The sequence below is a fragment of the Vibrio echinoideorum genome (genome assembly GCF_024347455.1).
GTDB lineage: Bacteria > Pseudomonadota > Gammaproteobacteria > Enterobacterales > Vibrionaceae > Vibrio > Vibrio echinoideorum.
In genome coordinates, this window is record NZ_AP025483.1 from 2,796,175 (window position 1) to 2,822,016 (window position 25,842).

The 25,842-nt window shown below is 45.4% G+C and carries 22 protein-coding genes; 2 read left to right on the top strand and 20 right to left on the bottom strand.

Features of this window, described 5'->3' with window-relative positions; all coding sequences use genetic code 11:
• Positions 1-257: 257 nt before the first annotated feature.
• Positions 258-1,805, top strand: a complete 1,548-nt coding sequence (locus OCV36_RS12670; RefSeq protein ID WP_135455518.1) for an alanine/glycine:cation symporter family protein — start codon at positions 258-260, stop codon at positions 1,803-1,805.
• 149 nt (positions 1,806-1,954) lie between these two features.
• On the opposite strand, the gene OCV36_RS12675 is transcribed toward OCV36_RS12670, so the two are convergent.
• The 5 genes from OCV36_RS12675 to guaB all read right to left on the bottom strand — a co-directional run bounded on the left by OCV36_RS12675 (position 1,955) and on the right by guaB (position 10,417).
• Positions 1,955-2,548 (bottom strand): acetate uptake transporter, encoded by a 594-nt coding sequence (locus tag OCV36_RS12675; RefSeq protein ID WP_135455520.1) that lies wholly within the window; start codon positions 2,546-2,548, stop codon positions 1,955-1,957.
• Positions 2,549-3,174: 626 nt separating this feature from the next.
• Positions 3,175-4,725: a Na+/H+ antiporter NhaC family protein gene (locus OCV36_RS12680; RefSeq protein WP_135455522.1), complete on the bottom strand. Its 1,551-nt coding sequence runs from the start codon at positions 4,723-4,725 to the stop codon at positions 3,175-3,177.
• Positions 4,726-4,999: 274 nt separating this feature from the next.
• Positions 5,000-6,712 (bottom strand): chitinase, encoded by a 1,713-nt coding sequence (locus OCV36_RS12685; protein ID WP_135455524.1) that lies wholly within the window; start codon positions 6,710-6,712, stop codon positions 5,000-5,002.
• 322 nt (positions 6,713-7,034) lie between these two features.
• The gene (gene guaA / locus OCV36_RS12690) at positions 7,035-8,588 is read right to left on the bottom strand and encodes a glutamine-hydrolyzing GMP synthase (protein WP_017074139.1); all 1,554 of its coding nucleotides are present in this window, start codon (positions 8,586-8,588) and stop codon (positions 7,035-7,037) included.
• A gap of 365 nt (positions 8,589-8,953) precedes the next feature.
• The gene (gene guaB, locus OCV36_RS12695) at positions 8,954-10,417 is read right to left on the bottom strand and encodes an IMP dehydrogenase (RefSeq protein WP_017074138.1); all 1,464 of its coding nucleotides are present in this window, start codon (positions 10,415-10,417) and stop codon (positions 8,954-8,956) included.
• 269 nt (positions 10,418-10,686) lie between these two features.
• On the opposite strand from guaB, the gene xseA reads away from it, so the two are divergent.
• The gene (gene xseA / locus OCV36_RS12700) at positions 10,687-12,033 is read left to right on the top strand and encodes an exodeoxyribonuclease VII large subunit (protein WP_135455526.1); all 1,347 of its coding nucleotides are present in this window, start codon (positions 10,687-10,689) and stop codon (positions 12,031-12,033) included.
• 126 nt (positions 12,034-12,159) lie between these two features.
• Here the strand turns inward: xseA and ureG are convergent, their stop codons facing one another.
• From ureG to OCV36_RS12775, 15 genes are all read right to left on the bottom strand, one after another.
• Complete coding sequence (ureG, locus tag OCV36_RS12705) at positions 12,160-12,801, bottom strand: urease accessory protein UreG (protein WP_004735125.1); 642 nt, start codon at positions 12,799-12,801, stop codon at positions 12,160-12,162.
• Positions 12,802-12,847: 46 nt separating this feature from the next.
• Positions 12,848-13,528, bottom strand: coding sequence for an urease accessory protein UreF (locus OCV36_RS12710; protein ID WP_135455528.1), 681 nt, complete (start codon positions 13,526-13,528; stop codon positions 12,848-12,850).
• Positions 13,529-13,568: 40 nt separating this feature from the next.
• Positions 13,569-14,165: a HupE/UreJ family protein gene (locus OCV36_RS12715; RefSeq protein WP_135455530.1), complete on the bottom strand. Its 597-nt coding sequence runs from the start codon at positions 14,163-14,165 to the stop codon at positions 13,569-13,571.
• 74 nt (positions 14,166-14,239) lie between these two features.
• Entirely contained in the window at positions 14,240-14,692 is a 453-nt protein-coding gene (gene ureE / locus OCV36_RS12720) for an urease accessory protein UreE (RefSeq protein WP_114633024.1), read from the bottom strand.
• 170 nt (positions 14,693-14,862) lie between these two features.
• Positions 14,863-16,566: an urease subunit alpha gene (gene ureC / locus OCV36_RS12725; RefSeq protein WP_135455532.1), complete on the bottom strand. Its 1,704-nt coding sequence runs from the start codon at positions 16,564-16,566 to the stop codon at positions 14,863-14,865.
• Between the two features lie 39 nt (positions 16,567-16,605).
• Positions 16,606-16,941, bottom strand: coding sequence for an urease subunit beta (locus OCV36_RS12730; protein WP_135455534.1), 336 nt, complete (start codon positions 16,939-16,941; stop codon positions 16,606-16,608).
• Positions 16,942-16,952: 11 nt separating this feature from the next.
• Entirely contained in the window at positions 16,953-17,255 is a 303-nt protein-coding gene (ureA, locus tag OCV36_RS12735) for an urease subunit gamma (protein WP_004735119.1), read from the bottom strand.
• A gap of 133 nt (positions 17,256-17,388) precedes the next feature.
• The gene (locus tag OCV36_RS12740) at positions 17,389-18,336 is read right to left on the bottom strand and encodes an urease accessory protein UreD (RefSeq protein ID WP_135455535.1); all 948 of its coding nucleotides are present in this window, start codon (positions 18,334-18,336) and stop codon (positions 17,389-17,391) included.
• A complete protein-coding gene (gene urtE / locus OCV36_RS12745) occupies positions 18,333-19,028 on the bottom strand; it encodes an urea ABC transporter ATP-binding subunit UrtE (RefSeq protein ID WP_010440573.1) in 696 nt (231 codons plus the stop codon). The genes OCV36_RS12740 and urtE overlap by 4 nt, the downstream gene beginning before the upstream one ends.
• Before the next feature lies 1 nt (position 19,029).
• The gene (gene urtD / locus OCV36_RS12750; RefSeq protein WP_135455537.1) at positions 19,030-19,872 is read right to left on the bottom strand and encodes an urea ABC transporter ATP-binding protein UrtD; all 843 of its coding nucleotides are present in this window, start codon (positions 19,870-19,872) and stop codon (positions 19,030-19,032) included.
• Positions 19,869-21,050 carry an urea ABC transporter permease subunit UrtC gene (gene urtC / locus OCV36_RS12755; RefSeq protein ID WP_135455539.1) on the bottom strand — a complete coding sequence of 394 codons (1,182 nt, stop codon included), beginning with the start codon at positions 21,048-21,050 and terminating at the stop codon, positions 19,869-19,871. The genes urtD and urtC overlap by 4 nt, the downstream gene beginning before the upstream one ends.
• Before the next feature lie 10 nt (positions 21,051-21,060).
• On the bottom strand, positions 21,061-22,689 hold the full coding sequence (gene urtB, locus OCV36_RS12760) for an urea ABC transporter permease subunit UrtB (RefSeq protein WP_135455541.1): 1,629 nt from the start codon (positions 22,687-22,689) through the stop codon (positions 21,061-21,063).
• Between the two features lie 229 nt (positions 22,690-22,918).
• Positions 22,919-24,205: an urea ABC transporter substrate-binding protein gene (urtA, locus tag OCV36_RS12765; protein WP_135455543.1), complete on the bottom strand. Its 1,287-nt coding sequence runs from the start codon at positions 24,203-24,205 to the stop codon at positions 22,919-22,921.
• A gap of 294 nt (positions 24,206-24,499) precedes the next feature.
• Positions 24,500-24,727, bottom strand: a complete 228-nt coding sequence (locus OCV36_RS12770; protein WP_135455546.1) for a zinc ribbon domain-containing protein — start codon at positions 24,725-24,727, stop codon at positions 24,500-24,502.
• Positions 24,728-24,770: 43 nt separating this feature from the next.
• The gene (locus OCV36_RS12775) at positions 24,771-25,772 is read right to left on the bottom strand and encodes a sensor domain-containing diguanylate cyclase (protein ID WP_135455548.1); all 1,002 of its coding nucleotides are present in this window, start codon (positions 25,770-25,772) and stop codon (positions 24,771-24,773) included.
• Between the last annotated feature and the right edge of the window lie 70 nt (positions 25,773-25,842).

Consider the following 25,842-nt stretch of genomic DNA (forward strand, 5'->3'; position numbering starts at 1 on the left):
CACATTGCAAGTTTCGAACCTTTGTCTTAATCACTATTTATTCACTTGATGAAGTACAACCAAATAGTACTAGTTGCATATAAATCCAAATGAGACAATTACCGAATTAGAACTAAGCGTTAACAAACCCCCTCTGTAACTTGCTTTATGTCACAGTAATCCTAATGCGCAGTTAAATAATTTAACACTTGGGTTACAAGTGAAGTATTGTGTTGTTCGAAAAACAATCATAAGTAAAACTAACAGGGAAAATACTCATGCAGTCATTCGTTGATTTTTTGAATGGAATAATCTGGAGCCCAGTACTTATCTACCTATGTTTAGGTGCAGGTCTGTTCTACTCCATCATGACTCGATTTGTTCAAATCCGTCACTTCTTTGAAATGTGGCGCTTGTTACTATCGGGTAAAAGCTCAGAAAAAGGCATCTCGTCTTTCCAGGCTCTAGCCGTTTCGCTGTCTGGGCGAGTAGGTACAGGTAACATTGCCGGTGTTGCTGCCGCTATCGGTTTCGGTGGCCCAGGTGCAGTATTCTGGATGTGGGTTGTAGCCTTCTTTGGCGCCGCGACTGCTTACGCAGAATCTACGCTAGCGCAAATCTACAAAGAAGAAGACGAAGGCCAGTTCCGTGGTGGTCCTGCTTACTACATTGAAAAAGCGATGGGCCAGAAGTGGTACGCATGGATCTTCGCTATCTCAACTATTTTTGCATGTGGTATTTTGCTTCCAGGTGTTCAGTCAAACAGTATTGGTAATGCTGTAGAAGCTGCATTTGGTTCAGGCGACATGATTGAAACAGCTATCGGTACATTCAGTTTCGCTAAAATTTTCACTGGTACTGTTGTTGCTATCATCCTTGCTTTCATCATCTTTGGTGGTGTTAAACGTATTGCGAACTTCACACAAATTGTTGTTCCATTCATGGCATTGGCTTACATCATTATCGCGTTCGTTATCATCTTGCTAAACATCGGCCAAGTGCCAGCTGTTTTCGGAATGATTCTTGGCGATGCATTCACACCTATGGCGGGCTTTGGTGCTGCAATTGGTTGGGGTGTTAAGCGTGGTGTTTACTCAAACGAAGCGGGTCAAGGTACTGGTCCTCACGCGGCAGCAGCGGCAAATGTCGATCACCCAGCTCAGCAAGGTTTGGTACAAGCGTTCTCTATCTACATCGATACTCTTCTAGTATGTTCTGCTACAGCGTTCATGATCATCATCACTGGTGCTTACAACGTTCACGGCGGCGCAGAAGGTGTGTTCCTTGTTCAGAACCTAGCAGCAAACATTGGTGCGAATGGTCCTGTATTTACACAGCTTGCTATTGAAAGTGCACTACCAGGCATTGGTAAGCCATTCATCGCATTTGCTCTGTTCTTCTTCGCATTTACAACGATTCTTGCTTACTACTACATCGCAGAAACGAATATTGCTTACCTACGTCGTACCATCAAGATCCCTGGCATGATGTTCGTACTTAAGCTTGTTCTTATTACTGCTGTTTTCTATGGCACAGTCAAAACCGCAAACCTTGCATGGGCAATGGGTGATGTTGGTGTTGGCTTGATGGCATGGTTAAACATTGTTGGTATTCTGATTATCTTCTTCATGTCTAAGCCTGCGCTTAAAGCTCTAGCCGACTACGAAGAACAACAGAAACAAGGCGTAACTGAGTACACATTTAACCCTATAAAACTTGGCATTAAAGGTGCTACTTACTGGGAAGAGAAGTACAAACGTAAGACAGGTAAATCTCCAGAAGCAGAAGCTGCGGACGGTAAACCTGTAGAGCAACCATCATCTTAAGATTGCTTTAGCAAGCAAGATTATTTTAACAAGTAAATTGCTTTAACTAACGCGATATATAACGCATAAAAAAGGGGTTAGCCATTTCGGCTAACCCCTTTCTTTTTATTTATAACATGTAACGAACTAACTGTTCCCAAGCTAGAGCGTTATGCTGCGATCTCTTGAGTCGCCATTTGAGGCGCTTTCTTCTCACCGATTGGTAGTACTGTGCGACCGTATTCGTTGTTGATTACTTGTGCCATTGCAAAGTACATAGCCGATGCGCCACAGAAGATACCTTCAAAACCAGCGATAGTACCGATAAGTTCACTGCCAGTGAAATCACGAGCGGCGAGTAGGAAGAACAGGATCGTTAGTGAACCGAATACTACTTGCTTCGCAACTGGGTAACATAGAGAACCGATGAACATGAAGCCTGTGAAGATGCCCCACAATAGTAGGTACCAACCCATAAATGCTGCAGGGCTTGCCGGAAGGCCCATGTAAGGCATCACGATCAAACCAACTAGAGATAACCAAAATAGGCCGTATGAAGTAAATGCTGTCGTACCGAACGTGTCACCACGTTTGAAACACATAGTGCCCACGATAACTTGGCTCAAACCACCGTAAAAAATACCCATTGCAAGAATCATAGAATCGATTGGGAAGAAACCTGCGTTGTGGATATTAAGAAGAATAGTGGTCATACCGAAACCCATTAAGCCTAGTGGCGCTGGGTTAGCTAGTTTGGTGGACATTGCGAATTTACCTTATTAAAGTGGTTAATTAAAAAAAAACGATAAAAATTATCAGAAAATTTTAATATATAAACCGTACAACTAGGTAATCCAGTTATCGCAAACTAAGATTGTACAAATGATCTTATGGAAAATTAGTTTCATAACCAGCCTGTTTAATTCACCGAGACTATCAATAAACAGATTCCCTATCACGCTCGTTGCTCACTGTGAGAAAGATGCGGCTAACGAGATGCGAAGAGCGTGTTTAGATTGAAGTAAGTGAGATGAGAGGTATAAAATGAAAAACAATAGAGAGCGAGCTTTTCGTTACTCGCTTACTCTCATCCATATCAACTCATTGAATCGTCATTCCAGAATCGAGGGACGAGATATCTGGAATCTCGCCCTTAGACATAAGTACCGACGATAAACGCTAGAGATTCCCTATCGCGTTCGTTCCTCTCTGTAGGGAATGACGGTGGTTTACGTAGATACGAGTAAACGAGATGAGAAGAGCGCATTCAGATTGAGTAAGCGAGAAACTAAATAGCAAACACGAGTAATAATAGGGCGAGCTTTTCTTTACTCGTTTACTCGCATCCCGTATCTATTCATTAATTCTCGCCCTCTTCTGTAATCTTAAATTACGCTTGTTGTGTTTTAGATTCAGACACTTGAGGTTGAACTTCTGAAGAAGCGTTTTTACTCGCATCGCGCTTGGCTAACAAAGTCACAAGGACAAGCTGAGCAACAAGAGCCCCTAGCACAACCCATGCACTTCCCGTAAAGCCAGCCACAACAAAGCTCACCAACGCGATAGAGCCATTCATTAACGCATAAGGAAGCTGAGTCTTAAAGTGTTCAAATTGATCACACCCTGCACCTGTTGAGGAAAGAATGGTTGTTTCAGAGATCGGCGAGCAGTGATCACCAAATAACCCTCCCGATAACACAGCACCGATCGCGACTAATAAAGGCGCATCGATCGCAATCGCAGTTGGAATGACCAATGGCATCATAATCGCGAAGGTTCCCCACGACGATCCCGTTGCGAATGAAATAATCGCCGACAACAAAAAAGCGACCGCTGGTACTAACCAGTATGGAAAGCCGCTCTGTGCTTGCTCGGCGATATAGGCCGCTGCACCTAGCTCTTTACCGACTGTGCTTAACGCCCACGCCAATACTAAGATGATCGCTACGGGCATCATGTTTCCCATACCTTTTAAATACACTGAAACACCATCAGACAGCTTTCTTACACCGTAGTAAGCCATTAGCGAGATCAAGGTAATCGCCGCAAAGAAATAAGCCGATGATAAAGCCGCTCTGAATGATGAACCTGCAACCTTTTGAAACGGGAAGCCTTGTGGAACTAACATGGCACACAACACCACCAGCATCACTAACAATGGAGCCCAAACAAAAGAGGCCTTTGCATTTTTATGCGAGAACGGATTCAGTGAGTCGCTATTCACGCCAGTATCGATTCCCGCTTGGCAATCACGCTCGGCTTTTGCCATTGGCCCAAAGTCTAAACCTTTAACGGACACTAACGGGACGATGAAAATCGCTAGGAATGCGTAGAACTGAAAAGGAATCGCACCGATGAAGGCATCCCAATCAGACATGTTGACATTCAACGCCGTGAATTCTTTTTGAATCAGACTCATGATGTAAACGCCCCATCCAATGAAAGGGATAAGAATAGCAACGGGCGACGAGGTTGAGTCGATGATGAATGCTAGCTTCTGTCTTGAGAGTTTCAGTTTATCGAAAAGGGGACGAAAAACAGGGCCAACAATTAACGGAGTACCTAAGTCTGAGAAAAATATAACGATTCCACCCAACCATGCTGAGATTTGAGCTTGGCATTTGTTGCTTACCCATTGAGTAACACGTTTTGCAAACGCAACACCACCACCCGACTTCTCCATCAGAGCAACAAAGCCACCGATGAACACCAACAGCATGATCACACCTGCGTTATAGCTGTCGGTAAGTTGAGGGACTAAGTAACCTTTCACCATGGTACCAAACGTATCAAGAGGATTAAGTTCGCTAAACATACCAGTGAGCATTGCTACACCACTCAATACGCCAGCAAAAAGGCCAATCACCACATTCCTTGTCGCCAACGACAACACCAAAGTAATCACAATGGGGATGAGTGACGTGATATCTGTCTGTTCCATAGGTACACCTTAACCCTAAAATTAAAAGAATAAATATAAATTAAAATTGAATATAAATTCACACCACTCATTTGTACAGAACTTTATCCTCTAACTGGATAATTAGTCTTTAAATACGCTTCAACATAGCCAAATAGACCAATAGCCCTCCTTAGATAGCCAAGTTCGAAACGAAAAAAAGCCGAAAGTAGAAACTTTCGGCTTTTGATTATTTATATCATTATGATCGTACTACTGAACTCGTCGGTTAGATCGCTTTTCAGTATTCAGACGATCAATTACAGCTAATTTCATCCCAGAACCAATTCGACTGAACAGGGCTTTCCCATACACCTGGGCCGTTTTTAGCCACGAAACACTTGCCGTTATGCGTCACTTTATCACCGTTACTCACTTGGCTAACGCCCGCTTGCCATGTGATAAACACCGATGGGTCAACGATGACAGGCGGTTCTGTGATTGGTGGGTCAACAGGTGTTGGGTCTACCGGAGCAGGATCGACAGGCACAGGGTCAACTGGCGGCGGATCTGTCACTACTGGTGGTGTTGGCTCACCCGCTACTAATTTCCAAGGGCCGCCATTGGCAGGGTCATCCCCTTGTGTCCACCATTTCGCTTCGTAGGTTGCACCGTTGTGAGTCACTTGGTCACCCGCGTTATAAACCTTCGTCGCACTCCAACCGTTACCACCGGGATCAGTACCAGGGTCTACCGGATCAAGCTTGTCGACCACTTTCACTTCAGGCCAGCTCGCATGAGAACCATAAAAGTTGGTCACACACTTCTCGTAATCGCCAGCCACCAGCGCTGAATATGCCGTTTGGAATCCAACCAACTCACATTCAAATGAGTAGCCTTCTGGGCGGTCTGCGTAGTATTTCCAGTTCCCATCCCAGTTGGTGTACAACACATCGGTCGCGCCGTTGAGATTCAAGCTTCCGTAAGGCGTTTGCTGCCAACAAGTATTGGCTTCATCCGCTTCTACAGGAATTTCATAGTGCGCCGCTAACCCTTCCCAATAACGAATACGGTTAACAGGTTGGCCTTTGTCTTTATTTTGCTCACCACACTCGATACCGCCATTAATCACGTTGATCGTGGTACCAAATCCATAGCCAATTCCCGCATCCAATTCGCGCTGAGAGGGTGTCCAAGTACGGTCGATCACGTGCAGCATTGCTGGTTTAGGTGCTTGAGGCGTAAGGAAGAACCAGATAGCAGAAGCCAAGTTCAACCATGAATCAGCAACCAAGCCTGGATTATTCAATAGCACCGTTGCATCACCATCGAACATCACTTCTGAGAACGCACCGTAGTTAAAATGGTAAGAAAGCTGTTTAGCACCACGTCCGAAGTAACCCTGCCCCGCAGCACATGGCCAACGGGCATTCTGCCAATCGTTCTGACCACAACCCGTGGTGTAACCTTCTTGACCTTCAGACCAACCCATTTCACGAACATGTACCAGTGCTTGCTGCCATTCTTTTAGAGCTAATGGGTTATCAGAGGTGTTATCTATCGCTATGTGCCCGCCCGTCTCTTGTGAGAAGTGAGCAAATGCCGTGACAATGGATTTCTTACAGATAGCGTCTGAGTCGCGGCCATCGGTGTACTCTCCACAAAAGGCTGGGAATTTACCAATCGCACGTAAGAAACGGGTGTATGTGTATTCTGGCGTAGCCATTTGAGTGAGGAAGTCCCATTCAGATTGAGGGAATACACGCTCGACTCGTTTCACGTTTTCAGGATTCGAGGCTAAACCCGGTTCTATCGCTTCTACAATACTATTGGGACGAGTCTGTAATGCTTGTGACCAGATAGCATACATAGGATCGGATGTTTTCGCTTGTTCAGCAGCTTGTAATGCCGACTTTTCAACAAGGTAGCCATTCGGGTTTTGCGGATCAGGTTGGATGTTCAAAGACGCATGACTTTGCGCTGCCAATGTGCAGCCGAGCACTGTCGCCAAATATTTGATTTTTAGCATGATGGATTCTCTTATCTGTCCTTAATAAGTCCATCAAAGAGTATGCTTCACATGTAAAATGGCCTAGCTGTAGCGGTGTGAATTTATAAAAAGTGCGAGTGATAGTTTTATGTATAGTTAAACGTAACAATGCGTCTCATACTTTCTTGAGCTGATATCTAATTTCCAACTCATTTGGTTTCTAGAGGTTAGATATGGCTCTTTAATACCCTGAATCAGAAAGAAAAAAGCCCCGAACTGAGTTCGAGGCTTTTAATAATTAAGTCAAATAATAGCTAAGTCGAATAATAGCTAAATCAACGCTGGTTAAATCTCTAAGAGATTATTCCCACTCGATAGTTGCTGGTGGCTTACCAGAAATATCGTAAACAACACGCGAAATGCCGTTAACTTCGTTGATAATACGGTTAGAAACCTTACCTAGGAAGTCGTATGGTAGGTGTGCCCAGTGAGCAGTCATGAAGTCGATAGTTTCTACAGCACGTAGAGATACAACCCAATCGTACTTACGGCCATCGCCCATTACGCCAACTGAACGTACTGGCAGGAATACCGTGAATGCTTGAGATACTTTGTGGTAAAGGTCAGCAGCATGAAGCTCTTCAATGAAGATAGCATCAGCACGACGAAGTAAATCACAGTACTCTTTCTTAACTTCGCCAAGTACACGAACACCTAGACCAGGACCCGGGAATGGGTGACGGTAAAGCATGTTGTATGGAAGACCAAGCTCTAGGCCGATCTTACGTACTTCATCTTTAAACAGCTCACGTAGAGGCTCAACAAGGCCCATTTCCATATCATCAGGAAGGCCACCAACGTTGTGGTGAGATTTGATTACGTGTGCTTTGCCAGTCTTAGATGCAGCAGACTCGATTACGTCTGGGTAGATAGTACCCTGAGCAAGCCATTTTGCATTTTTCAGTTTCTTAGATTCTTCATCGAAGATATCTACGAATACGTGACCAATGATCTTACGCTTAGCTTCTGGTTCAGCTTCGCCTTCCAGAGCGTTAAGGAAACGTTCTTCAGCATCGACCTTAATGATCTTAAGCCCGAATTGGTCACCAAACATATCCATAACCTGCTCGCCTTCATTTAAACGAAGAAGACCGTTATCAACAAATACACATGTTAGTTTGTCGCCGATAGCGCGGTGAGCAAGCATTGCAACTACTGATGAGTCAACACCACCAGAAAGGCCAAGGATAACTTCATCGTCACCTACTTGTTCTTTAATACGTGCAACAGCATCTTCAATGATTGAAGCTGAAGTCCACAGACCTTCACAGCCACATGCGTTCAGAACGAAGTTCTCAAGCATTTTCAGGCCGTTCTTTGTGTGTGTTACTTCTGGGTGGAATTGAACACCGTAGTATTTCTTATCTTCGTTTGCCATTGCTGCGTATGGGCAAGTGTCTGTCTCTGCGATTTTTGTGAAATCAGCGGGGATTTCAACCACTTTGTCGCCGTGGCTCATCCAAACATCTTGAGTTGTCTCAAGGTCAGCGAAAAGTGCAGATTCGCCAGTCACTTGTACAGCAGCATAGCCGAACTCGCGCTCAGTAGACGTTGCTACTTTACCGCCAAGTTGCTCAGCCATCGTTTGCATGCCGTAGCAGATACCGAAGACAGGAACACCTGAATCAAATACGTACTGAGGTGCACGTGGAGAATTCTCTTCCGTAACACTTTCAGGGCCACCAGATAGGATGATACCGTCTGGATTGAATTCACGAATATCCGCTTCTTCTACGTCCCAGCTCCAAAGTTCACAGTAAACACCGATCTCACGAATACGACGAGCTACTAGCTGTGTGTATTGAGAACCGAAGTCCAGAATTAGAATACGTTGGTCATGAATATTTTTAGTCATTGTAAGCAGTCTTATTGGCTATGTGATAAAACGGAGGCGAGTTTACTCACCTCTGATTAACTCTTCAAGAAATAAAGCAAACGTTTTCGTAGGTTATCTGTAAGGCGATGTTTTGTGAGAATTACTATCTAAACAAAACAGGCGGTAGATATAATACCAATCACAGTAAGTAAGTGTTCAGGAATAGCGCAGGAAAAAAGCTTGAGAACAAGGCAGAATTTTCTGATAAGTAGTTATTCTACAATCAAAAATTCTAACGAAGTTATCGAGGTTTTTAACAAGCTAGGATGACCAGTTATTTACTACGATTGGTATAAGAATGTGCCGACTAAATCAGCACATTATTCAAACGTTTGGACGTATTATTAACCTAAACGGTAGTTAGGTGCTTCTTTAGTGATTTGAACATCGTGTACGTGAGATTCTTTCATGCCCGCACCAGAGATACGAACAAACTCAGCTTTAGTACGCATATCTTCAACAGTTGCAGAACCCGTTAGGCCCATGCTTGAGCGTAGACCGCCCATCTGTTGGTGAACGATCTCTTTTAGACGACCTTTGTATGCGATACGACCTTCAATACCTTCTGGAACAAGCTTGTCTGCAGCGTTGTCAGATTGGAAGTAACGGTCAGAAGAACCTTGAGACATAGCGCCAAGAGAACCCATACCACGGTAAGACTTGTAAGAACGGCCGTTGTAAAGGATAACTTCACCCGGTGCTTCTTCAGTACCAGCGAACATTGAACCAACCATCACACAAGATGCGCCAGCAACGATAGCTTTACAGATATCGCCAGAGAAGCGAATGCCGCCATCTGCGATTACTGGAATACCGTATTCGTTAGCCACTTCAGCTGCGTCTGCGATTGCTGTTACTTGAGGAACACCAACACCAGTAACGATACGAGTAGTACAGATTGAACCCGGGCCGATACCTACTTTAACCGCACTAACACCTGCTTCGATAAGAGCACGAGCGCCAGCGCCAGTTGCTACGTTACCACCGATAATTTGTAGATCAGGGTATGCAGCGCGCGTATCACGGATACGGTTAAGTACGCCTTCTGAGTGACCGTGTGAAGAGTCGATAAGTAGAACGTCTACGCCAGCTTCAACAAGCGCAGCAACGCGCTCTTCGTTACCAGCACCAGCACCAACAGCTGCACCTACACGTAGGCTGCCGCGCTCATCTTTACAAGCATTTGGTTTACGTTCTGCTTTGTGGAAATCTTTTGCAGTGATCATTCCAGTTAGTTGGAAGTCATCATTTACAACAAGAACTTTTTCAACACGCGCTTCGTGCATTTTCTCTTGAACTTCTTCACGAGTTGCACCTTCTTTAACAGAAGCAAGGCGAGATTTAGGCGTCATTACTACATCAACTTTCTTAGAAAGGTCAGTAACAAAGCGAACGTCACGGCCAGTAATAATACCAACAAGTTCGTTTGTTTCAGTAATAACAGGGAAACCGGCAAAGCCGTGTTTTTCAGTAAGGGCTACAACATCAGCGATTGTCGCGTCAGGGTTTACCGTCACTGGGTGAGAAACCACACCTGCTTCGTAAATTTTAACCTGGCGAACCATTTCAGCTTGCTGTTCAATAGACATGTTCTTATGAATGAAGCCTATTCCGCCTTCTTGTGCCAGTGCAATCGCTAGGCGAGCTTCTGTCACAGTATCCATCGATGCAGAGATCATTGGGATGTTTAGGGAAATATTCTTCGTCAACTGAGTGCGAAGATCAGCTGTATTAGGGAGAACGGTGGAGTGTGCTGGCACTAGCAGTACGTCGTCGAATGTCAGCGCTTCTTTGGCAATTCTTAGCATTTGCAATATCTCACAATAATAGGAGTAAAAAGAAACAATCCAATCTCATCGTTTCGCCTAATGAGGGCAGCCAATTAAGGAAAATTAAACTGCATTTGGATTAGATATTGCGGACGGATTATACGGCCAACGAAATCGCTTGGCTACACATTTTTGTATTTTTAATTTGCATTTACCCCCTTGCTATGTATTATATTGCCGCTATCTTCCATACTCACGCCCTGTGAGATTCCAAGAAAGACCTTCCTTCAAGGAAAGATAGCGCTTTTATGACCAATCCAAACATCTTTACTGTTTCTCGCCTCAACTCAGAGGTTCGTCTCCTATTAGAAAATGAAATGGGGATAGTCTGGCTTGTTGGTGAAATCTCAAACTTCTCGGCTCCTGTCTCAGGTCACTGGTACCTCACGCTTAAAGACTCGCGCGCTCAAGTTAAATGCGCAATGTTTCGAGGCAATAATCGTCGCGTCACTTTTAAACCTCAGAACGGCAATCAAGTTTTAGTCAAAGCGCGACTGTCTCTTTACGAGCCTCGTGGTGACTATCAATTAATCATTGAAAGCATGCAGCCAGAAGGTGACGGTAAGCTTCAGCAAGAGTTCGAAAAGCTGAAGATGTACCTCGCCGCAGAAGGACTGTTTGCTCAGTCCAGTAAGCAAGTTCTGCCAGAACATCCTAAATGCGTTGGTGTCATCACCTCTAAAACAGGCGCTGCCCTCTTCGATATTCTCGATGTACTGAAAAGACGAGATCCTTCACTGCCTGTCGTCGTTTACCCAACTATGGTTCAAGGCGAAGAAGCGGCGATTCAGATCGCTCAAGCAATTGGACGTGCCAACGAACGCAATGAATGTGACGTATTGATCGTTGGTCGTGGTGGAGGTTCGTTAGAAGATCTATGGTGCTTCAATAACGAGATCGTTGCTCGCACGATTGCAGCAAGTCAAATCCCGATTATCAGTGCTGTTGGCCACGAAGTGGATGTCACTATCGCCGATTTCGTGGCAGACATGCGCGCGCCAACGCCATCAGCGGCAGCTGAACTGGTTAGCCGTGATAACAGCCATAAAGAACAAGCTTTCACGTCTAAACGCGCTCGCTTAGTGAGTGCGATTCGTCATGTGTTAATCAAACAAGCGCAATCAACTCAAACGTTGAAATACCGCTTAGAGAAACAACACCCGAGCTACCAACTGCAAAAGCAGAGTCAGCAGCTTGATGACCTAGACATGCGTTTGCGTCGTGGTATGACTCAATACTTAAAGCAGCATGCACAGCGTGTTGAACGTAAACAGCACCAGCTTCAGTTGAACTCACCAGTGAAGCGTCTTGGTGAACAAAAACTGCATCTACAACGTTCAGAGCAAAAGCTATTAGATGCGATGGATAAAACACTGCTAACCACTCGCCACCAGCTAGCCATGGCCGCCGAGAAGTTAGAAACAGTGAGCCCGCTGGCAACTCTAAAGCGTGGCTACAGCATTACTCATTCCGCATCGAGCAAGACTGTGTCATCAATCAACGATGTTGAGGTGGGCGAAGTGATCACCACCCAAGTTGAAGATGGTGTGATTGAATCGCAAGTGACAACAAGAGTCGCTAAGAGCGAGCTTTAGCTTCGACTAGAGCGTTAGAAATCATTTAAAACCAGAAAGCCCTATCGAATAATCGACAGGGCTTTTTTGTGTCTAATAGATTAGAAAGAAAACGAACGGATTTAAACTCTACTCCCTATTCATAATTCACGACTCAGTCGTAGAAGGCTCCTTCATAGTCAGCATTCCTTCCGTCACAATAAAGTTGATGATGAAGTCCAAACCTTGACTCTCTTTTAGGTTGGTGAACACGTAAGGCTTGGTTGGACGCATGCGCTGCGTGTCTTGCTCCATCACCTCAAGTGACGCACCAACATACGGCGCTAAATCGATCTTGTTGATAACTAACAGATCAGAACGTGTAATACCCGGCCCACCTTTACGTGGGATCTTCTCCCCTTCCGCCACATCGATTACATAGATAGTAAGGTCGGCTAATTCAGGACTGAACGTGGCACTCAGGTTATCGCCACCACTTTCAACGAACACCACATCAAGGTTCTTGTGTAACTTAGCAAGCTCCTCTACGGCAGCTAAGTTCATCGACGCATCTTCACGGATCGCCGTGTGCGGACAGCCACCGGTTTCTACACCAATGATGCGGTCAGGTTCGAGTGCTTCTGCTCGTGTGAGTATCTTGGCATCTTCTTGGGTGTAGATATCGTTGGTTACCACAGCAATGTTTAGCTTGTCGCGAATCGCCTTACATAGCACCTCTAACAATGCTGTTTTACCAGACCCTACCGGGCCACCAATACCAATTCGAAGGGGTTGCTTATAACTTTCCATTGTCTACTTCCTTATATTCTTTTTGCTACATCGCTAGTGCTAACCGCTACGAACGAAATAGTCGTGTGTATTGTGTTTCGTGCAGTGAACTTGCTAATGCCATTGATGGCGAAAAGCTGCCTATCATCCAATCTTCTATCGAGCGTGCCTTTTCGATCACCTCAGGAAAGGTGTTAGTGATATTCATCAATGCCAACTGCCCATCGGTTTGCCCTAAAGGCACCAGTTTCACGCCTGCAGTAACGATATTTTCAAGCCAGCTCCATAAGTAACCTTGCTTGAGGCTTTCTAAATCAATATCCCAATGTTGCGCAGCCATACACATACCCAACAATTGATTTGGGTGACTATCAACAGAATCCACCAGCGAAATATCGATATCTAAGCGCTTCAATAAGGTGTTCAATGCATGCCCACGCTGCTTTTCTTCCGCTCGTAATTCACTGGTTTCACGGCTTGAGTACAAGTAGTTACACCAGTGCTCAACCTCATCAAGTTCACCCTTTTCTAGAGAGTGATAAAGGCGCTCTAAGATGGGTAATTCCAAGGTCGCCACACTGGAGCTGACGATGGTATTAAGCCACTGTTCCATACTATCGCGATTGGTCACCCACCCCGCTTCAACCGCTAACTCGAGACCTTGCGAATAAGTGAAACCACCAATCGGCAACGATGGACTGATCAACTGAAACAGACGATAAATAGCGACATTTTCTGTTGTGTTCATACTCTGCTCTCTGTCTTCTAGAATCGAAAAACTCGAGAGCTTACGCGCCTAACAGCAATAGTGTGCTTACTGAAGCCACACCAACCGACATCCATTTAGAGTAAACCGCGCGGCCAACAAACGTACCGATAACCATTAATGCCAAAGCACTGATGCTCATACCGGTTGCGAACTGAGTCAGGTTGCTCGCAGCTTCAACGCCGTGTGCGTAACCATGGAAAAACAACATAGCAATTGAAGCGACTAATACGCTGTTTACACGCTTGGTTGATGGTGAGAACACGTGCCATAAACATAGGCTGACGACGAACAGAGAAGCGATAATGGCAGGCTCAACAATCACAGAGAAACCTAAGGCTTGGCCAGCGATAAGCCCTACTACCAACGACGCCAATCCACCGCCAATCAGAGCGGCTTTTATCTTGATTGAAAACGAAAGTGCGCCAATTAATAGACCGAAAGCGATCAGCATGATCAGATGATCCATGCCTGTCACCGGGTGAGTTAAGCCAGACATAAACGAGTGGGACTCATGAACCGAATTTGCTCCATGTCCTGGGTGAGCCAAAGCCATCGTTGATGTTGTTAGAGAAGTTATTGTGAAAGTGCATAAGCCTGCAGCTGTTTTAAAGTTCATCGCGAGTTCCTTGCGTTTATAGTTATTAATATTTGTTGTTATATAAATCGTTTAGTGAGTCATCAATGACTCGATTAATGATGGTGATGATGACCACCTGAGCGACCGCCATAAGCGCCGCCTTCTGGTTCAAACGGTTGTTTCTCGGTAGTCACTTTAGCGCCTAAGCCTTCAACCATTTCATCCAAAACATGGTCGTGTTGATAACGAACCCAACCCGCTTCCACTTGCAGCGGAACATGACGGTTACCAAGGTGGTAAGCCACTCGTGTTAACAGGAGCAGGTCTTCACAGTAAACAGTCGAAACGGTTTCAGGTGCCGCTTTCACTTCCACGACCAAGCCACATTCACTTGAGAGTTGTTCACCGCCACGCAAGATATGACCTCGTGGTAGAAACAGCCCTGCATTGCGCCCGTCATCTAGCATCACCTTAAGACGGCTTTTGATGCGGCTATCGATCGGTAGGCTTAGAAAGCCATCTGGAGCCGTGTTCAACTCGGCTTGAATTTGAGTAAGTTCAATCATGCTATTACCTCAATCTCCTTGTGAGATTTATAACGTTCAAAATAGGGTCCCCAAAATAAGAGTGTTCAGTCAAAGATCCCTTAGCTCAGAGCTAAAACAGGAGTCTTCAGCTCAGAGTTAAAATGAGAGCCCTCAGCTAAGCCTTAAAACAAGAGCCTTCAGCCGATCTATTAAAACAAAAAGTACCGCTGAGCCATTGGCAGTTCTTCAGCAGGCTCACATGTCAGCAGCTCCCCATCGGCGCGCACTTGATACGTCTGAGAATCCACCTCAATCTTCGGCATCCAATCATTGAGTTTCATGTCGGCTTTGCTGATGTTTCGGCAGTTACTTACTACGCCAATCAAGCTCTGCAGACCCAACTGTTTATCAATATTCTGCGCTTTGGCTTCCTTAGAGACAAACAGCATTGATGTGTTTTGACATGCCTTTCCGTAGCTACCAAACATAGAGCGGTAGTGAACTGGTTGAGGGGTTGGGATTGAAGCGTTTGGGTCACCCATCGGCGCCATGGCGATCATGCCGCCTTTCAAAATCACACTGGGTTTCACACCAAAGAAAGCGGGCTTCCACAACACTAAGTCTGCTAATTTCCCGGCTTCGATAGAACCGATTTCATGCGACATGCCATGAGTGATCGCTGGATTGATGGTGTACTTAGCGACATAACGTCTTAGACGGAAGTTATCGCTGTAGTCTGAATCTTCTTTTAGGCTGCCACGCTGTACTTTCATCTTGTGCGCGGTTTGCCAAGTTCGAGTTATTACTTCACCCACTCGCCCCATCGCTTGAGAATCCGAAGCGATCATAGAGAACGCGCCTAAATCATGAAGAATGTCTTCAGCGGCAATGGTTTCACGACGAATACGCGACTCGGCGAACGCCACATCTTCAGCAATAGACGGGGAAAGATGGTGACATACCATCAACATGTCCAAATGCTCATCGACGGTGTTTATGGTGTAAGGTCGTGTTGGGTTAGTTGAAGAAGGTAGAACGTTCGGCTCACCTGCAGCACGAATAATATCAGGAGCATGACCACCGCCCGCACCTTCGGTGTGATAGGTATGAATCACGCGGTCGCCGATTGCGCCAAGTGTCGATTCAACAAAGCCAGATTCATTCAAGGTATCGGTATGAATCGCAACTTGTACGTCCATCTCGTCAGCAACGCTCAAGCAGGTATCGATTGACGCAGGTGTGGTTCCCCAGTCTTCGTGCAACTTCAAACCGACTGCGCCCGCTGCAACTTGCTCGCGCAGTGCTTCAGGCTGACTTGCATTGCCTTTACCTAACAAACCAAAATTCATTGGGAACTGATCGAGCGATTCCAGCATGCGATGCATGTTCCAAGGGCCCGGCGTACATGTGGTTGCGTTGGTCCCTGTGTTTGGCCCTGTACCACCGCCGATCATGGTAGTAACGCCGGATACCAACGCCTCTTCAATTTGTTGTGGGCAGATAAAATGAATGTGTGAATCAATACCACCAGCCGTCAAGATTGAACCTTCACCCGCTAAAATTTCGGTGCCCGGGCCAATCACAATATCAACACCCGGTTGAACATCTGGGTTGCCCGCTTTGCCTAATGCCAGAACTCGGCCATCTTTGATTGCGACATCGGCTTTTACGATGCCCCAGTAATCCAACACAATCGCATTAGTGATCACCAAATCTGGAGTTTCGGCACTTGGACGTTGGCTTTGCCCTTGTCCATCACGGATAACTTTACCGCCGCCGAACTTCACTTCGTCGCCGTATACGGTGTAATCCTTTTCAACTTCTAGCCATAAATCGGTGTCAGCAAGACGCACTCGGTCTCCAACTGTTGGCCCGAACATTTCGGCGTAAGCCTGTCTGGATATCGTCGCCATGATCAATCCTTTGTTGTTTTCATTATTCCGTGGGAGCGTTTAGAGCTTGCCCATCACCTTTCCTTGGAAGCCATAGATCTCTAACTTACCGGCGTAACGCACTAACTCGACGCTGCGCGACTGACCCGGCTCAAAGCGGGTTGCAGTGCCCGCAGGGATATTGAGTCGAAAGCCTTTAGTGGCTTCTCGGTCAAAGATCAGCGAAGGGTTTGCTTCATAGAAGTGGTAATGAGAGCCAATTTGAACAGGACGATCGCCAATGTTTTGCACCTTAACGGACGTCGTCTCACGGCCTTCATTGAGAATGATGTCACCGGGAGCGGTTTCTACTTTTCCGGGAACGAATCCTGAGTATTGTTTTGTGGAACCAGCCATATTACTTCTCCCTACACGATAGGTTCATGAACGGTCACCAGCTTGGTGCCATCAGGAAAAGTGGCTTCGACTTGTACATCAGGGATCATGGAAGGGATCCCCTCCATAACGTCATCGACGGTAAGCAATGTGCGTCCAAAATCCATCAATTCCGAAACGGTTTTACCCTCGCGGGCACCTTCAAGAATGGCACTGCTGATCAGCGCAATAGATTCTGGGTAGTTGAGTTTTAAGCCTTTTTGTTTGCGCTGCTGTGCCAGCATTCCTGCGCAGAAGATAAGTAGCTTATCTTTTTCTCTTGGTGTTAATTCCATTTAGCCGCCCGCTGTTAGTGTTGTTTTCTTAGTGCTCAAAAACGCATGAGCAGTAAGTGGGATTCAAACACAGCAAGCTTTAAAAAATGTACCGAGGGCCGGAAGTCGCCCTCGGTACAAAAAGGGCTAATCGCTAAGTCGCCCAAATCCTTGGTAAATCAGGAGTCGTACCACACAAATGAGAGCGAGTTGCTTGCCATACCTGACCAAAGGCTTGGAGGATGTCTTCACTCCAATACCCCAAGGCTCGCACCACAATCAATCCCTCTATTTGCGTCGCACCCATTATTAATGTGGGCTCATTCGGCATTTTCGATGTAACTGATTGCTGTGAAGCTTGCTGTGTAATAGATAAGAGCAAGCTCTGTACCAACTCTAAATCTTGCTTCTCATTTGACGTAATATAAAAGGTACCCATCATTGAAAAATCGAGTAAGCCCATATTTATCATGAGCTTATCGCCACCATGAAAATTAAAACCTTCGGTGAGAAGCCTTTGATTATCAAGATAGATTTCCGTTTTCCCAACAAGGTGACCATGCTCAAATCCCTCATTCTGTGCAGGTCGCCCAAAACAGTGCATCTCCCAACCCCAAAACTGTGCACCCTTTTCTAGCCGAATTTCAGTGTCTAAACGTACGTGTGCATTAGGGAAAAAAATGTTCTCTTGCGGCATCCATTCTAAGCGTGCATCTTTCTTCACTCGCAGTGTCTGCTTCTGCTTGGCGTACTTATTATTAGAACGATAAAACTTAGTGGCACCGGGTGTCGTAATCAGCGTATGAGCGCCACTTTCTATGGTCGCTTCAATGTTGAGAGTGTCACCACCTACTACTCCGCCGGGGGGATGGAGTAAATAGGTGTGACACGTTTCCCCATCAGGATACAAGGGGCGTTGCACCGCAAGCGGACCAGACTGCTGACGATTCTTTAAAACGATTTTATCACCACGGTCGACAAAGGTGAGGTTTAAGCTCGCCTGCCAACCGTCTCGAATATCTTGTTCAATGGTTTCATTCAGAGACAAAGCCTCGGCTAAAGAAGCGTCCCTTTCTTCGCTCAAAGAAAATAAAGCACTCATACGGTCAGGTACTCCTTGATCAAGGATTCATTGAGCCCTTTCATTTCTCCTTCCGCGACCTGACGTCCGCGGTCAAGAATGCAGAAGCGATCACCAACCTTGCGAGCAAACGGCAGCTTCTGTTCAACCAACAGAACCGTAAGTCCCATCTTCTCATTGAGCATGCGAATGATGTCGCCAATCTCTTGCACTATATTAGGTTGAATACCTTCTGTCGGTTCATCCAAGATCAATAGCTTAGGGTTAACCACCAACGCACGACCAATCGCGAGCTGTTGTTGCTGACCACCAGATAAGTCGCCACCACGTCGATGCAGCATCTCTTTTAACACTGGAAAGATATCGAATATGAACTCTGGGATCTTACGGTCACCCTTGTCGCGAATCGGCAAACCTACTTCTAGATTTTCTTGCACAGTAAGCATCGGAAAGATCTGACGGCCTTGCGGCACATAACCGATTCCTTGGCGAGCACGATCTTCGGCATCGGTTTTCAAAAGCGATTCACCCGATAACGAAATGTCACCACTTTTGACTTTAACTAGCCCCATGATGCATTGCAGAAGAGTCGTTTTACCAACGCCATTGCGTCCCATCAATACCGTGCATTTGCCTTCTGGGATCTGCATGTCTAAATCCCACAATGTATGGCTCTCACCGTAATATTGATTAACTGATTTAACCTCTAGCATCCTATTCTCCGAGATAAACTTGTTTAACTTCAGGGTGAGCTTGCACTTGATCCATGGTGCCTTCGGCCAACACGTGACCTTGATGAAGTACGGTGACATGGCTAGCGATTGAACGAACGAAATCCATATCGTGTTCAACAACGACTACAGAGTGTTTGCCTGCCAGTGAGTTAAGTAACTCCGATGTACGATCCATCTCTTGGTGAGTCATACCTGCAACGGGCTCATCCACCAGTAACAGCTTGGGGTTTTGCATCAATAACATGCCGATCTCTAACCACTGCTTTTGTCCGTGAGAGAGATTTCCAGCCAAGTTGGCGGCTTCGTCTTTTAGGTGAATCAGTTCAAGTACCGAGGTGAGCTTGTCCTTCTGCTCACCAGACATCACAGCAGTAAAAGTAGACCAAACCGAGCGATCGTCCGCCATGGCTAATTCAAGGTTTTGCCACACGGTTAAACATTCAATCACAGTCGGCTTTTGAAACTTACGTCCAACTCCAGCATTGGCAATTTCCGCTTCATTCATCTTCAATAAGTTAATGTTCGAGCCTAACCACACATCACCAGTATCTGGCTTTGTTTTACCCGTGATGATGTCCATCATGGTGGTTTTACCCGCGCCATTGGGACCGATGATGCAGCGCAGTTCGCCTTCTTTGATATAAAGATTGAGGTCGTTTATCGCTTGGAAACCATCGAAGCTTTTGTTAACGCCTTCCACGTACAACAACACGTTATGACGGGTATCGATGGCGGGATGAACATCAGGCTTGAGGTAATTAAAGACTTCGTCTCGGCGAGTGAAGGCTTGAACCGATTCCTTAACGTTATTAAATGTGGTCATGCGATCACCTCCTTGTTTTCTGACTGATCATCCTTATCTGATTTTCCTTGTCCCTTGCCTCGTGAACCTAACGCCTTACGCAGTTGTTGCCATTTCTCGCTAACAAAGCCAATCACACCTTGTGGGAAGTACATGGTCGAGAGAACGAATAGACCACCTAGGGCGAAAAGCCACACCTCAGGGAATTCAACCGTAAACCAACTCTTGGCGTAGTTGATGATCAGCGCCCCAACGATAGCGCCAAACAGAGTGGCACGACCGCCCAAAGCAACCCAAACCACTATCTCAATCGAGTTAAGCGGTGCAAACTCACCAGGGTTAATGATGCCGACTTGAGGAACATATAACGCTCCGGCAATACCCGCGATAATCGCAGACAAAACAAATACCCATAACTTGATGCCATCAACGTCGTAGCCCATAAACCGAGTGCGAGACTCGGTATCACGAATCGCCAGTGCCACACGACCTAAGCGGCTTGTCACCACCATGCGACACGCGATGTAACTTAGAATGAGCGAGATGCCAGTCGCGACAAACAGGCCAATCTTGACGGCATCACTCTGCAAGCTCAGGCCAATGATGTCTTTGAAGTCCGTCAGTCCGTTGTTGCCACCAAAGCCCATCTCGTTACGAAAGAATGCCAACATCAATGCGTACGTTAACGCTTGAGTCATGATAGAAAGATAAACACCGGACACACGAGAGCGGAAAGCAAGATAACCAAACAGGTAAGCCAACGCGCCCGGCACCAACACCACCATCAGACAAGCAAACCAGAACTGATCGAAGCCCTGCCAGAACCATGGCAACACCGACCAATCGAGAAACACCATGAAATCTGGTAGGACTGGATCACCATATACCCCACGGTCACCAATCTGACGCATCAGATACATACCCATGGCATAGCCACCAAGCGCAAAGAAAGCACCATGGCCTAAGCTCAAGATCCCGAGGTAACCCCACACAAGATCGAGTGCCAACGCCAACATTGCATAACTCAGGTATTTGCCCATTAATGAGATTGTAAAAGTCTCAACATGAAGCGGGTGTCCACTTGGCAACATGGTGTTAGCCAGTGGAATAAGAATCACGGCCGCAAGAATGGCAAGGATGGTCAGTTGGCCACCTTTGTCACCGCGCATCGCCGAAAGTACAAATGATTTAGACTGCATGATGTTGTCCTTAACCTTCAGCCGCACGGCCACGTTGCGGGAACAGTCCGCGTGGACGTTTTTGAATAAACAGAATGATGAAAACCAGTACTAGGATCTTGGCGAGAACCGCACCAGCCCATGGTTCTAAAATCTTATTAAATAAGCCAAGGCTGAGCCCTGCGACTAGTGTGCCCCATAAGTTGCCAACCCCGCCAAACACCACCACCATGAAAGAATCAATGATGTACGCCTGCCCCATATTTGGGCCAACGTTAGTCAGTTGAGAAAGCGCTACACCCGCAACACCTGCGACGCCAGAGCCTAAACCGAAGGTCATCGCATCAACACGTTCCGATCGAATCCCCATCGCACGAGCCATACCACGGTTTTGAGAAACGGCACGAACCTGAAGGCCTAACGGTGTCTTTTTCAGAACCATCAATAACCCCATAAACACCAAACCACAGAACAGGATGATATAAAGTCGGTTATAAGTCAGAGATAGCATTGGGTTTAATTGAAGTGCGCCAGACATCCATTCAGGCGTGCTTACTGAGCGGTTCAATGGAGAGAAAATCGAGCGAACGGCTTGCTGCAAGATCAAGCTGATACCAAAGGTGGCGAGCAAGGTTTCTAATGGACGCCCATAAAGGTGACGAATCACGCTTCGCTCAATCGCAATACCCACTAAGCCAGAAACGATGAATGCTGCAGGAATAGAAAGTATCAGCGCTAAACCAATGTGATTCGGCATCAGAAGTTGCAATACATAGGTGGTGTAAGCGCCAATCATGATCAGCTCACCATGAGCCATGTTGATAACGCCCATCACACCGAAGGTGATCGCTAAGCCAATACCCGCTAGTACCAATACCGAACCTAAACTCAAGCCAAAGAATACGGTTTCAACACCTGAGTACAGAGCTTGGCTTTGTTGATAATCGTCCATGGCACGTTCTGCTGCTGCGGTGATGCTTGGCTCTTGTTCAGTGTTAAGCAGTTGATTGAGTGTTTTCAGAACCACTGAATGTTTGAAGTCACCCACTCGTTCAATCGACGTTACTCGAGCTTCAGTTGTTGCACGGTTATCAAGCGACGTAAAAACAGCTAACGATAAGTCGATTAACTCAGTCACCTTGTCATCAGTCTCACTTTTTCTAAGTTCAGCTAAGCGACCGATAATTGCAGCGTCTTTAGTCCCCAGTAGGTCCAAAACCGCTTGATAACGCACATCTGAGTTACTGCTATTTAATCCAATTGAGGCAATTTCGCCACGTAAGATCCCGCGAAGTTTGTTGTTTACGCGAACCTTTTTAAACAGCTTGGCATTGTCGATATTAAGCGTTGAATCATCCCATACAGACTGAGCTGAAATGGCTGTTTTGGTGTTTTGAATGAGGTAGAGCTGTTTATAATGTTCGGTTTTTTTATCATTGAAGTAATAGAGACTTCCGTTTAACCATCCATCTAAAATAGCCTTCGACACGTCTTCCGTTTGTGTCTCAATGATCCAATCAATGGCTAGCTCTTTATCCGATGTTTTTTTACCAACTAGCGCCTTGGTAAAGCTAGCTTCATCTGTTATTCCAGCAAAAGCCAACTGAGCACTGACCGCCATGAGCAACAGCGCCTTAAATACGTTTAATACGTTCTTCATCCCTGCTTCCTTAACCAACAAGTTAGATATTGTTATTTTTTACTTGGTGGATGTGTGGATAGTTGTTGTGACTTGAAACTAACTTGAGCCTTCTCTTTCGTTACACCCCTAAGCAGAAGCGCTCTTTCCTAAAGAGAAGGCTCAATGTTCATAGTTAGTAGTGACTGGTAATAACTAATACCCAGTAGCTGATAACTAGTAACTAATAACCAGCTAAGAGCGAATAACTCTAGTTACCACCAGAACACTTTTTAGTTTCAACGTTGAACGCACCACATGAGAATGGCTTAGACCAACTAGAGAATAGTTTTGCTGATTCCGGTAAGTAGTTAGACCAAGCATCACCCGCAACTAGGCCTGTGGTTTCCCACACGATGTCAAACTGACCATCATCTTGAATCTCACCAATCAGTACCGGTTTAGTTATGTGGTGGTTTGGTAGCATGGTTGAGTAGCCACCAGATAGGTTAGGAACAGACACACCAATCAAAGCATCTTGCACCGCTTCAGCGTCGGTTGTACCCGCATTTGTTACGGCTTGAACCCACATGTTGAAACCAATATAGTGTGCTTCCATCGGGTCATTCGTTACGCGTTTGTCACTCTTAATGAATGACTGCCATGTTTCAACGAACTCTTCATTGACTTCAGTATCAACGCTCATGAAATAGTTCCATGCCGCTAAGTGACCCACAAGAGGTTCAGTATCCATACCCGATAGTTCTTCTTCGCCAACCGAGAATGCAATCACTGGAATGTCTTCAGATGAAACACCTTGAGCACCAAGCTCTTTATAGAAAGGAACGTTTGCATCGCCATTTACAGTAGAGACAACGGCGGTTTTCTTGCCTGCTTCACCAAACTTCTTGATGTCTGAAACAATAGATTGCCAATCAGAGTGACCAAACGGCGTGTAGTTGATCATGATGTCTTCTTCTGCGACACCTTTACCTTTCAGGTATGACTCTAAGATCTTATTCGTCGTACGTGGATAAACGTAATCTGTACCCGCGAGAACCCAGCGTTCCACTTCCAGTTCATCCATTAAGTAATCAACGGCAGGAATCGCTTGCTGGTTTGGCGCAGCGCCAGTGTAGAAAACGTTTTTAGAAGACTCTTCACCTTCATACTGTACTGGATAGAAAAGGATGCTGTTTAGCTCTTCAAAAACAGGCAACATGGATTTACGTGAGACCGATGTCCAACCTCCGAACACCACATCCACTTTTTCTTTCTCGATAAGCTCACGCGCTTTTTCTGCAAACAAAGGCCAGTTGGAAGCAGGGTCAACAACCACAGGTTCCAACTTCTTACCAAGCAAGCCGCCTTTTTTGTTCTGCTCGTCGATGAGCATAAGAACGGTATCTTTTAGGGTTGTTTCACTGATCGCCATGGTGCCTGACAATGAATGTAGAACGCCGACCTTAATAGTATCGTCAGCCGCAAGCACTGTTGCAGAAGAAAATGAAAGTGTTGTACACAGTGCAGCTAGCGATAAATTGAACACCTTGTTCATGATTGTTACTCCATAATTGTATTTTTGTTATTCAATTACAGAGTTACAAGAAGAGTGCCAAACTTAAAATATTATTAACAAAGTTTTAAGTAATTGTATTTATTAATACTTTAATCAAGTTAACACCAATGCAGTGCATAGCAACAAGGTCACGATGTTTCATGCTGGTGCAGCAATGATAAGAATGAACCAAGATGACACAAACGTATTCGTCAGATCCAAAAAAGACCCAATATCTTCATATTGAGCCTCTAATAAACATCACAAATTGTCGTCCAGCCATACCGCTACAGATTAATAGGCTTGTTGAAATTCGAACTTTACTCTCGACTTAGATTTAAGTTCATTACAATCAGCATTACAAAAATAGTTCGCTGCACCACAAGCTTGAAGCTTCTCTAATTGGCTACTGCATTCAGGACAAAAACCAATTTTTTCAAAATGAGCTTGGCAACTTTCACAATGGTATTTACCATCCCAGCTAAGCTCTGACTGGCATTTAGGGCAGATATTTTCACTCATAGGAAATCCTAACTGTTACTTTTCAGTTCTGACAATCAATCTACTATTTCTGCGCCTTGGCTTGCTTGATTTGATACATGCTTTTATCAGCTGAAGCAATCAACGGACCAAGTCCTTGAGGCTCTCTTTCACAAGCAAGCCCAACACTGACTGAAAACTGAACGCCATTGATGTAGAGAGCTTGATCCAACGATTGTTCTAAGTTGTGATAAAAGTCTGACACTTTTTCTTCTGTATCAAAGCAAGAAAACACCACAAACTCATCGCCACCGTAGCGGCCAATCTTGGCACATGCCGTGGTTGCCTCGTCGAGAACTCTTGCAACGGTCAACAAAATATCATCACCAAAACTGTGGCCGAACGTATCATTGATCGACTTGAACTTATCGACGTCGACAAACAGACATGCCATCACTTTGTCCGCAAAACATCGTTTAACTAAAATATTCTTAGCTTCACTTAATAATGCTCGACGATTCAAACAATGTGTCAGAGAGTCATGACTAGCAAAAAAGTTGAGTTGATTCTCTAGCTCGTATTTCTCGAGTGCTACCGAATACAAAGAAGCAAGTAACTCTAAGATCTCTAATTCAAATTCATGAGGTTCAGAAATACATCGACTATAAATAGCGAATGTACCCAACACATGACCATGCGAAGAAATAATTGGCACCGACCAACAAGCATGTAAGTTGGCTTGATTAGTCAAGGCTAAGAAAGGAGCCCAATTTGGATGTGTATTAACATCAGAGATCATCACAGCTTTCTTAAGCGCTGCTGCCTCTCCACAAGAACCAATACCCACACCAATCTCAACGCCTTCTATCTGCTGATTATAAAAATCTGGCAAGTTAGGCGCACATTCGAGGTGCAACGTATTCGACTCTGAGTTGAGCAGTAATATTGATGCCATACGCTGCCCAAAAAGCTGCTCTGTAAGCTGAATAATCTTCTGGTTTAAATCTTTACGATCCATTCCAAGAGCTAGCTTTCGAAGCAAACTGTTGACTGCTCGATGACCTTCTAATAAAAAATTTTGTTCCATTCACTAAAGCTTTCAATTGTGTATTTGAGTGCAGCTTGTTCTTATGCAAGCTTACTATTGGTTAATAATA

Bases quoted from the DNA above. Each gene is read 5' to 3' on its own strand.
- OCV36_RS12670 (WP_135455518.1), top strand. From the start codon at position 258: ATGCAGTCATTCGTTGATTTTTTGAATGGAATAATCTGGAGCCCAGTA.
- OCV36_RS12675 (WP_135455520.1), bottom strand. From the start codon at position 2,548: ATGTCCACCAAACTAGCTAACCCAGCGCCACTAGGCTTAATGGGTTTC.
- OCV36_RS12680 (WP_135455522.1), bottom strand. From the start codon at position 4,725: ATGGAACAGACAGATATCACGTCACTCATCCCCATTGTGATTACTTTG.
- OCV36_RS12685 (WP_135455524.1), bottom strand. From the start codon at position 6,712: ATGCTAAAAATCAAATATTTGGCGACAGTGCTCGGCTGCACATTGGCA.
- guaA (WP_017074139.1), bottom strand. From the start codon at position 8,588: ATGACTAAAAATATTCATGACCAACGTATTCTAATTCTGGACTTCGGT.
- guaB (WP_017074138.1), bottom strand. From the start codon at position 10,417: ATGCTAAGAATTGCCAAAGAAGCGCTGACATTCGACGACGTACTGCTA.
- xseA (WP_135455526.1), top strand. From the start codon at position 10,687: ATGACCAATCCAAACATCTTTACTGTTTCTCGCCTCAACTCAGAGGTT.
- ureG (WP_004735125.1), bottom strand. From the start codon at position 12,801: ATGGAAAGTTATAAGCAACCCCTTCGAATTGGTATTGGTGGCCCGGTA.
- OCV36_RS12710 (WP_135455528.1), bottom strand. From the start codon at position 13,528: ATGAACACAACAGAAAATGTCGCTATTTATCGTCTGTTTCAGTTGATC.
- OCV36_RS12715 (WP_135455530.1), bottom strand. From the start codon at position 14,165: ATGAACTTTAAAACAGCTGCAGGCTTATGCACTTTCACAATAACTTCT.
- ureE (WP_114633024.1), bottom strand. From the start codon at position 14,692: ATGATTGAACTTACTCAAATTCAAGCCGAGTTGAACACGGCTCCAGAT.
- ureC (WP_135455532.1), bottom strand. From the start codon at position 16,566: ATGGCGACGATATCCAGACAGGCTTACGCCGAAATGTTCGGGCCAACA.
- OCV36_RS12730 (WP_135455534.1), bottom strand. From the start codon at position 16,941: ATGGCTGGTTCCACAAAACAATACTCAGGATTCGTTCCCGGAAAAGTA.
- ureA (WP_004735119.1), bottom strand. From the start codon at position 17,255: ATGGAATTAACACCAAGAGAAAAAGATAAGCTACTTATCTTCTGCGCA.
- OCV36_RS12740 (WP_135455535.1), bottom strand. From the start codon at position 18,336: ATGAGTGCTTTATTTTCTTTGAGCGAAGAAAGGGACGCTTCTTTAGCC.
- urtE (WP_010440573.1), bottom strand. From the start codon at position 19,028: ATGCTAGAGGTTAAATCAGTTAATCAATATTACGGTGAGAGCCATACA.
- urtD (WP_135455537.1), bottom strand. From the start codon at position 19,872: ATGACCACATTTAATAACGTTAAGGAATCGGTTCAAGCCTTCACTCGC.
- urtC (WP_135455539.1), bottom strand. From the start codon at position 21,050: ATGCAGTCTAAATCATTTGTACTTTCGGCGATGCGCGGTGACAAAGGT.
- urtB (WP_135455541.1), bottom strand. From the start codon at position 22,689: ATGAAGAACGTATTAAACGTATTTAAGGCGCTGTTGCTCATGGCGGTC.
- urtA (WP_135455543.1), bottom strand. From the start codon at position 24,205: ATGAACAAGGTGTTCAATTTATCGCTAGCTGCACTGTGTACAACACTT.
- OCV36_RS12770 (WP_135455546.1), bottom strand. From the start codon at position 24,727: ATGAGTGAAAATATCTGCCCTAAATGCCAGTCAGAGCTTAGCTGGGAT.
- OCV36_RS12775 (WP_135455548.1), bottom strand. From the start codon at position 25,772: ATGGAACAAAATTTTTTATTAGAAGGTCATCGAGCAGTCAACAGTTTG.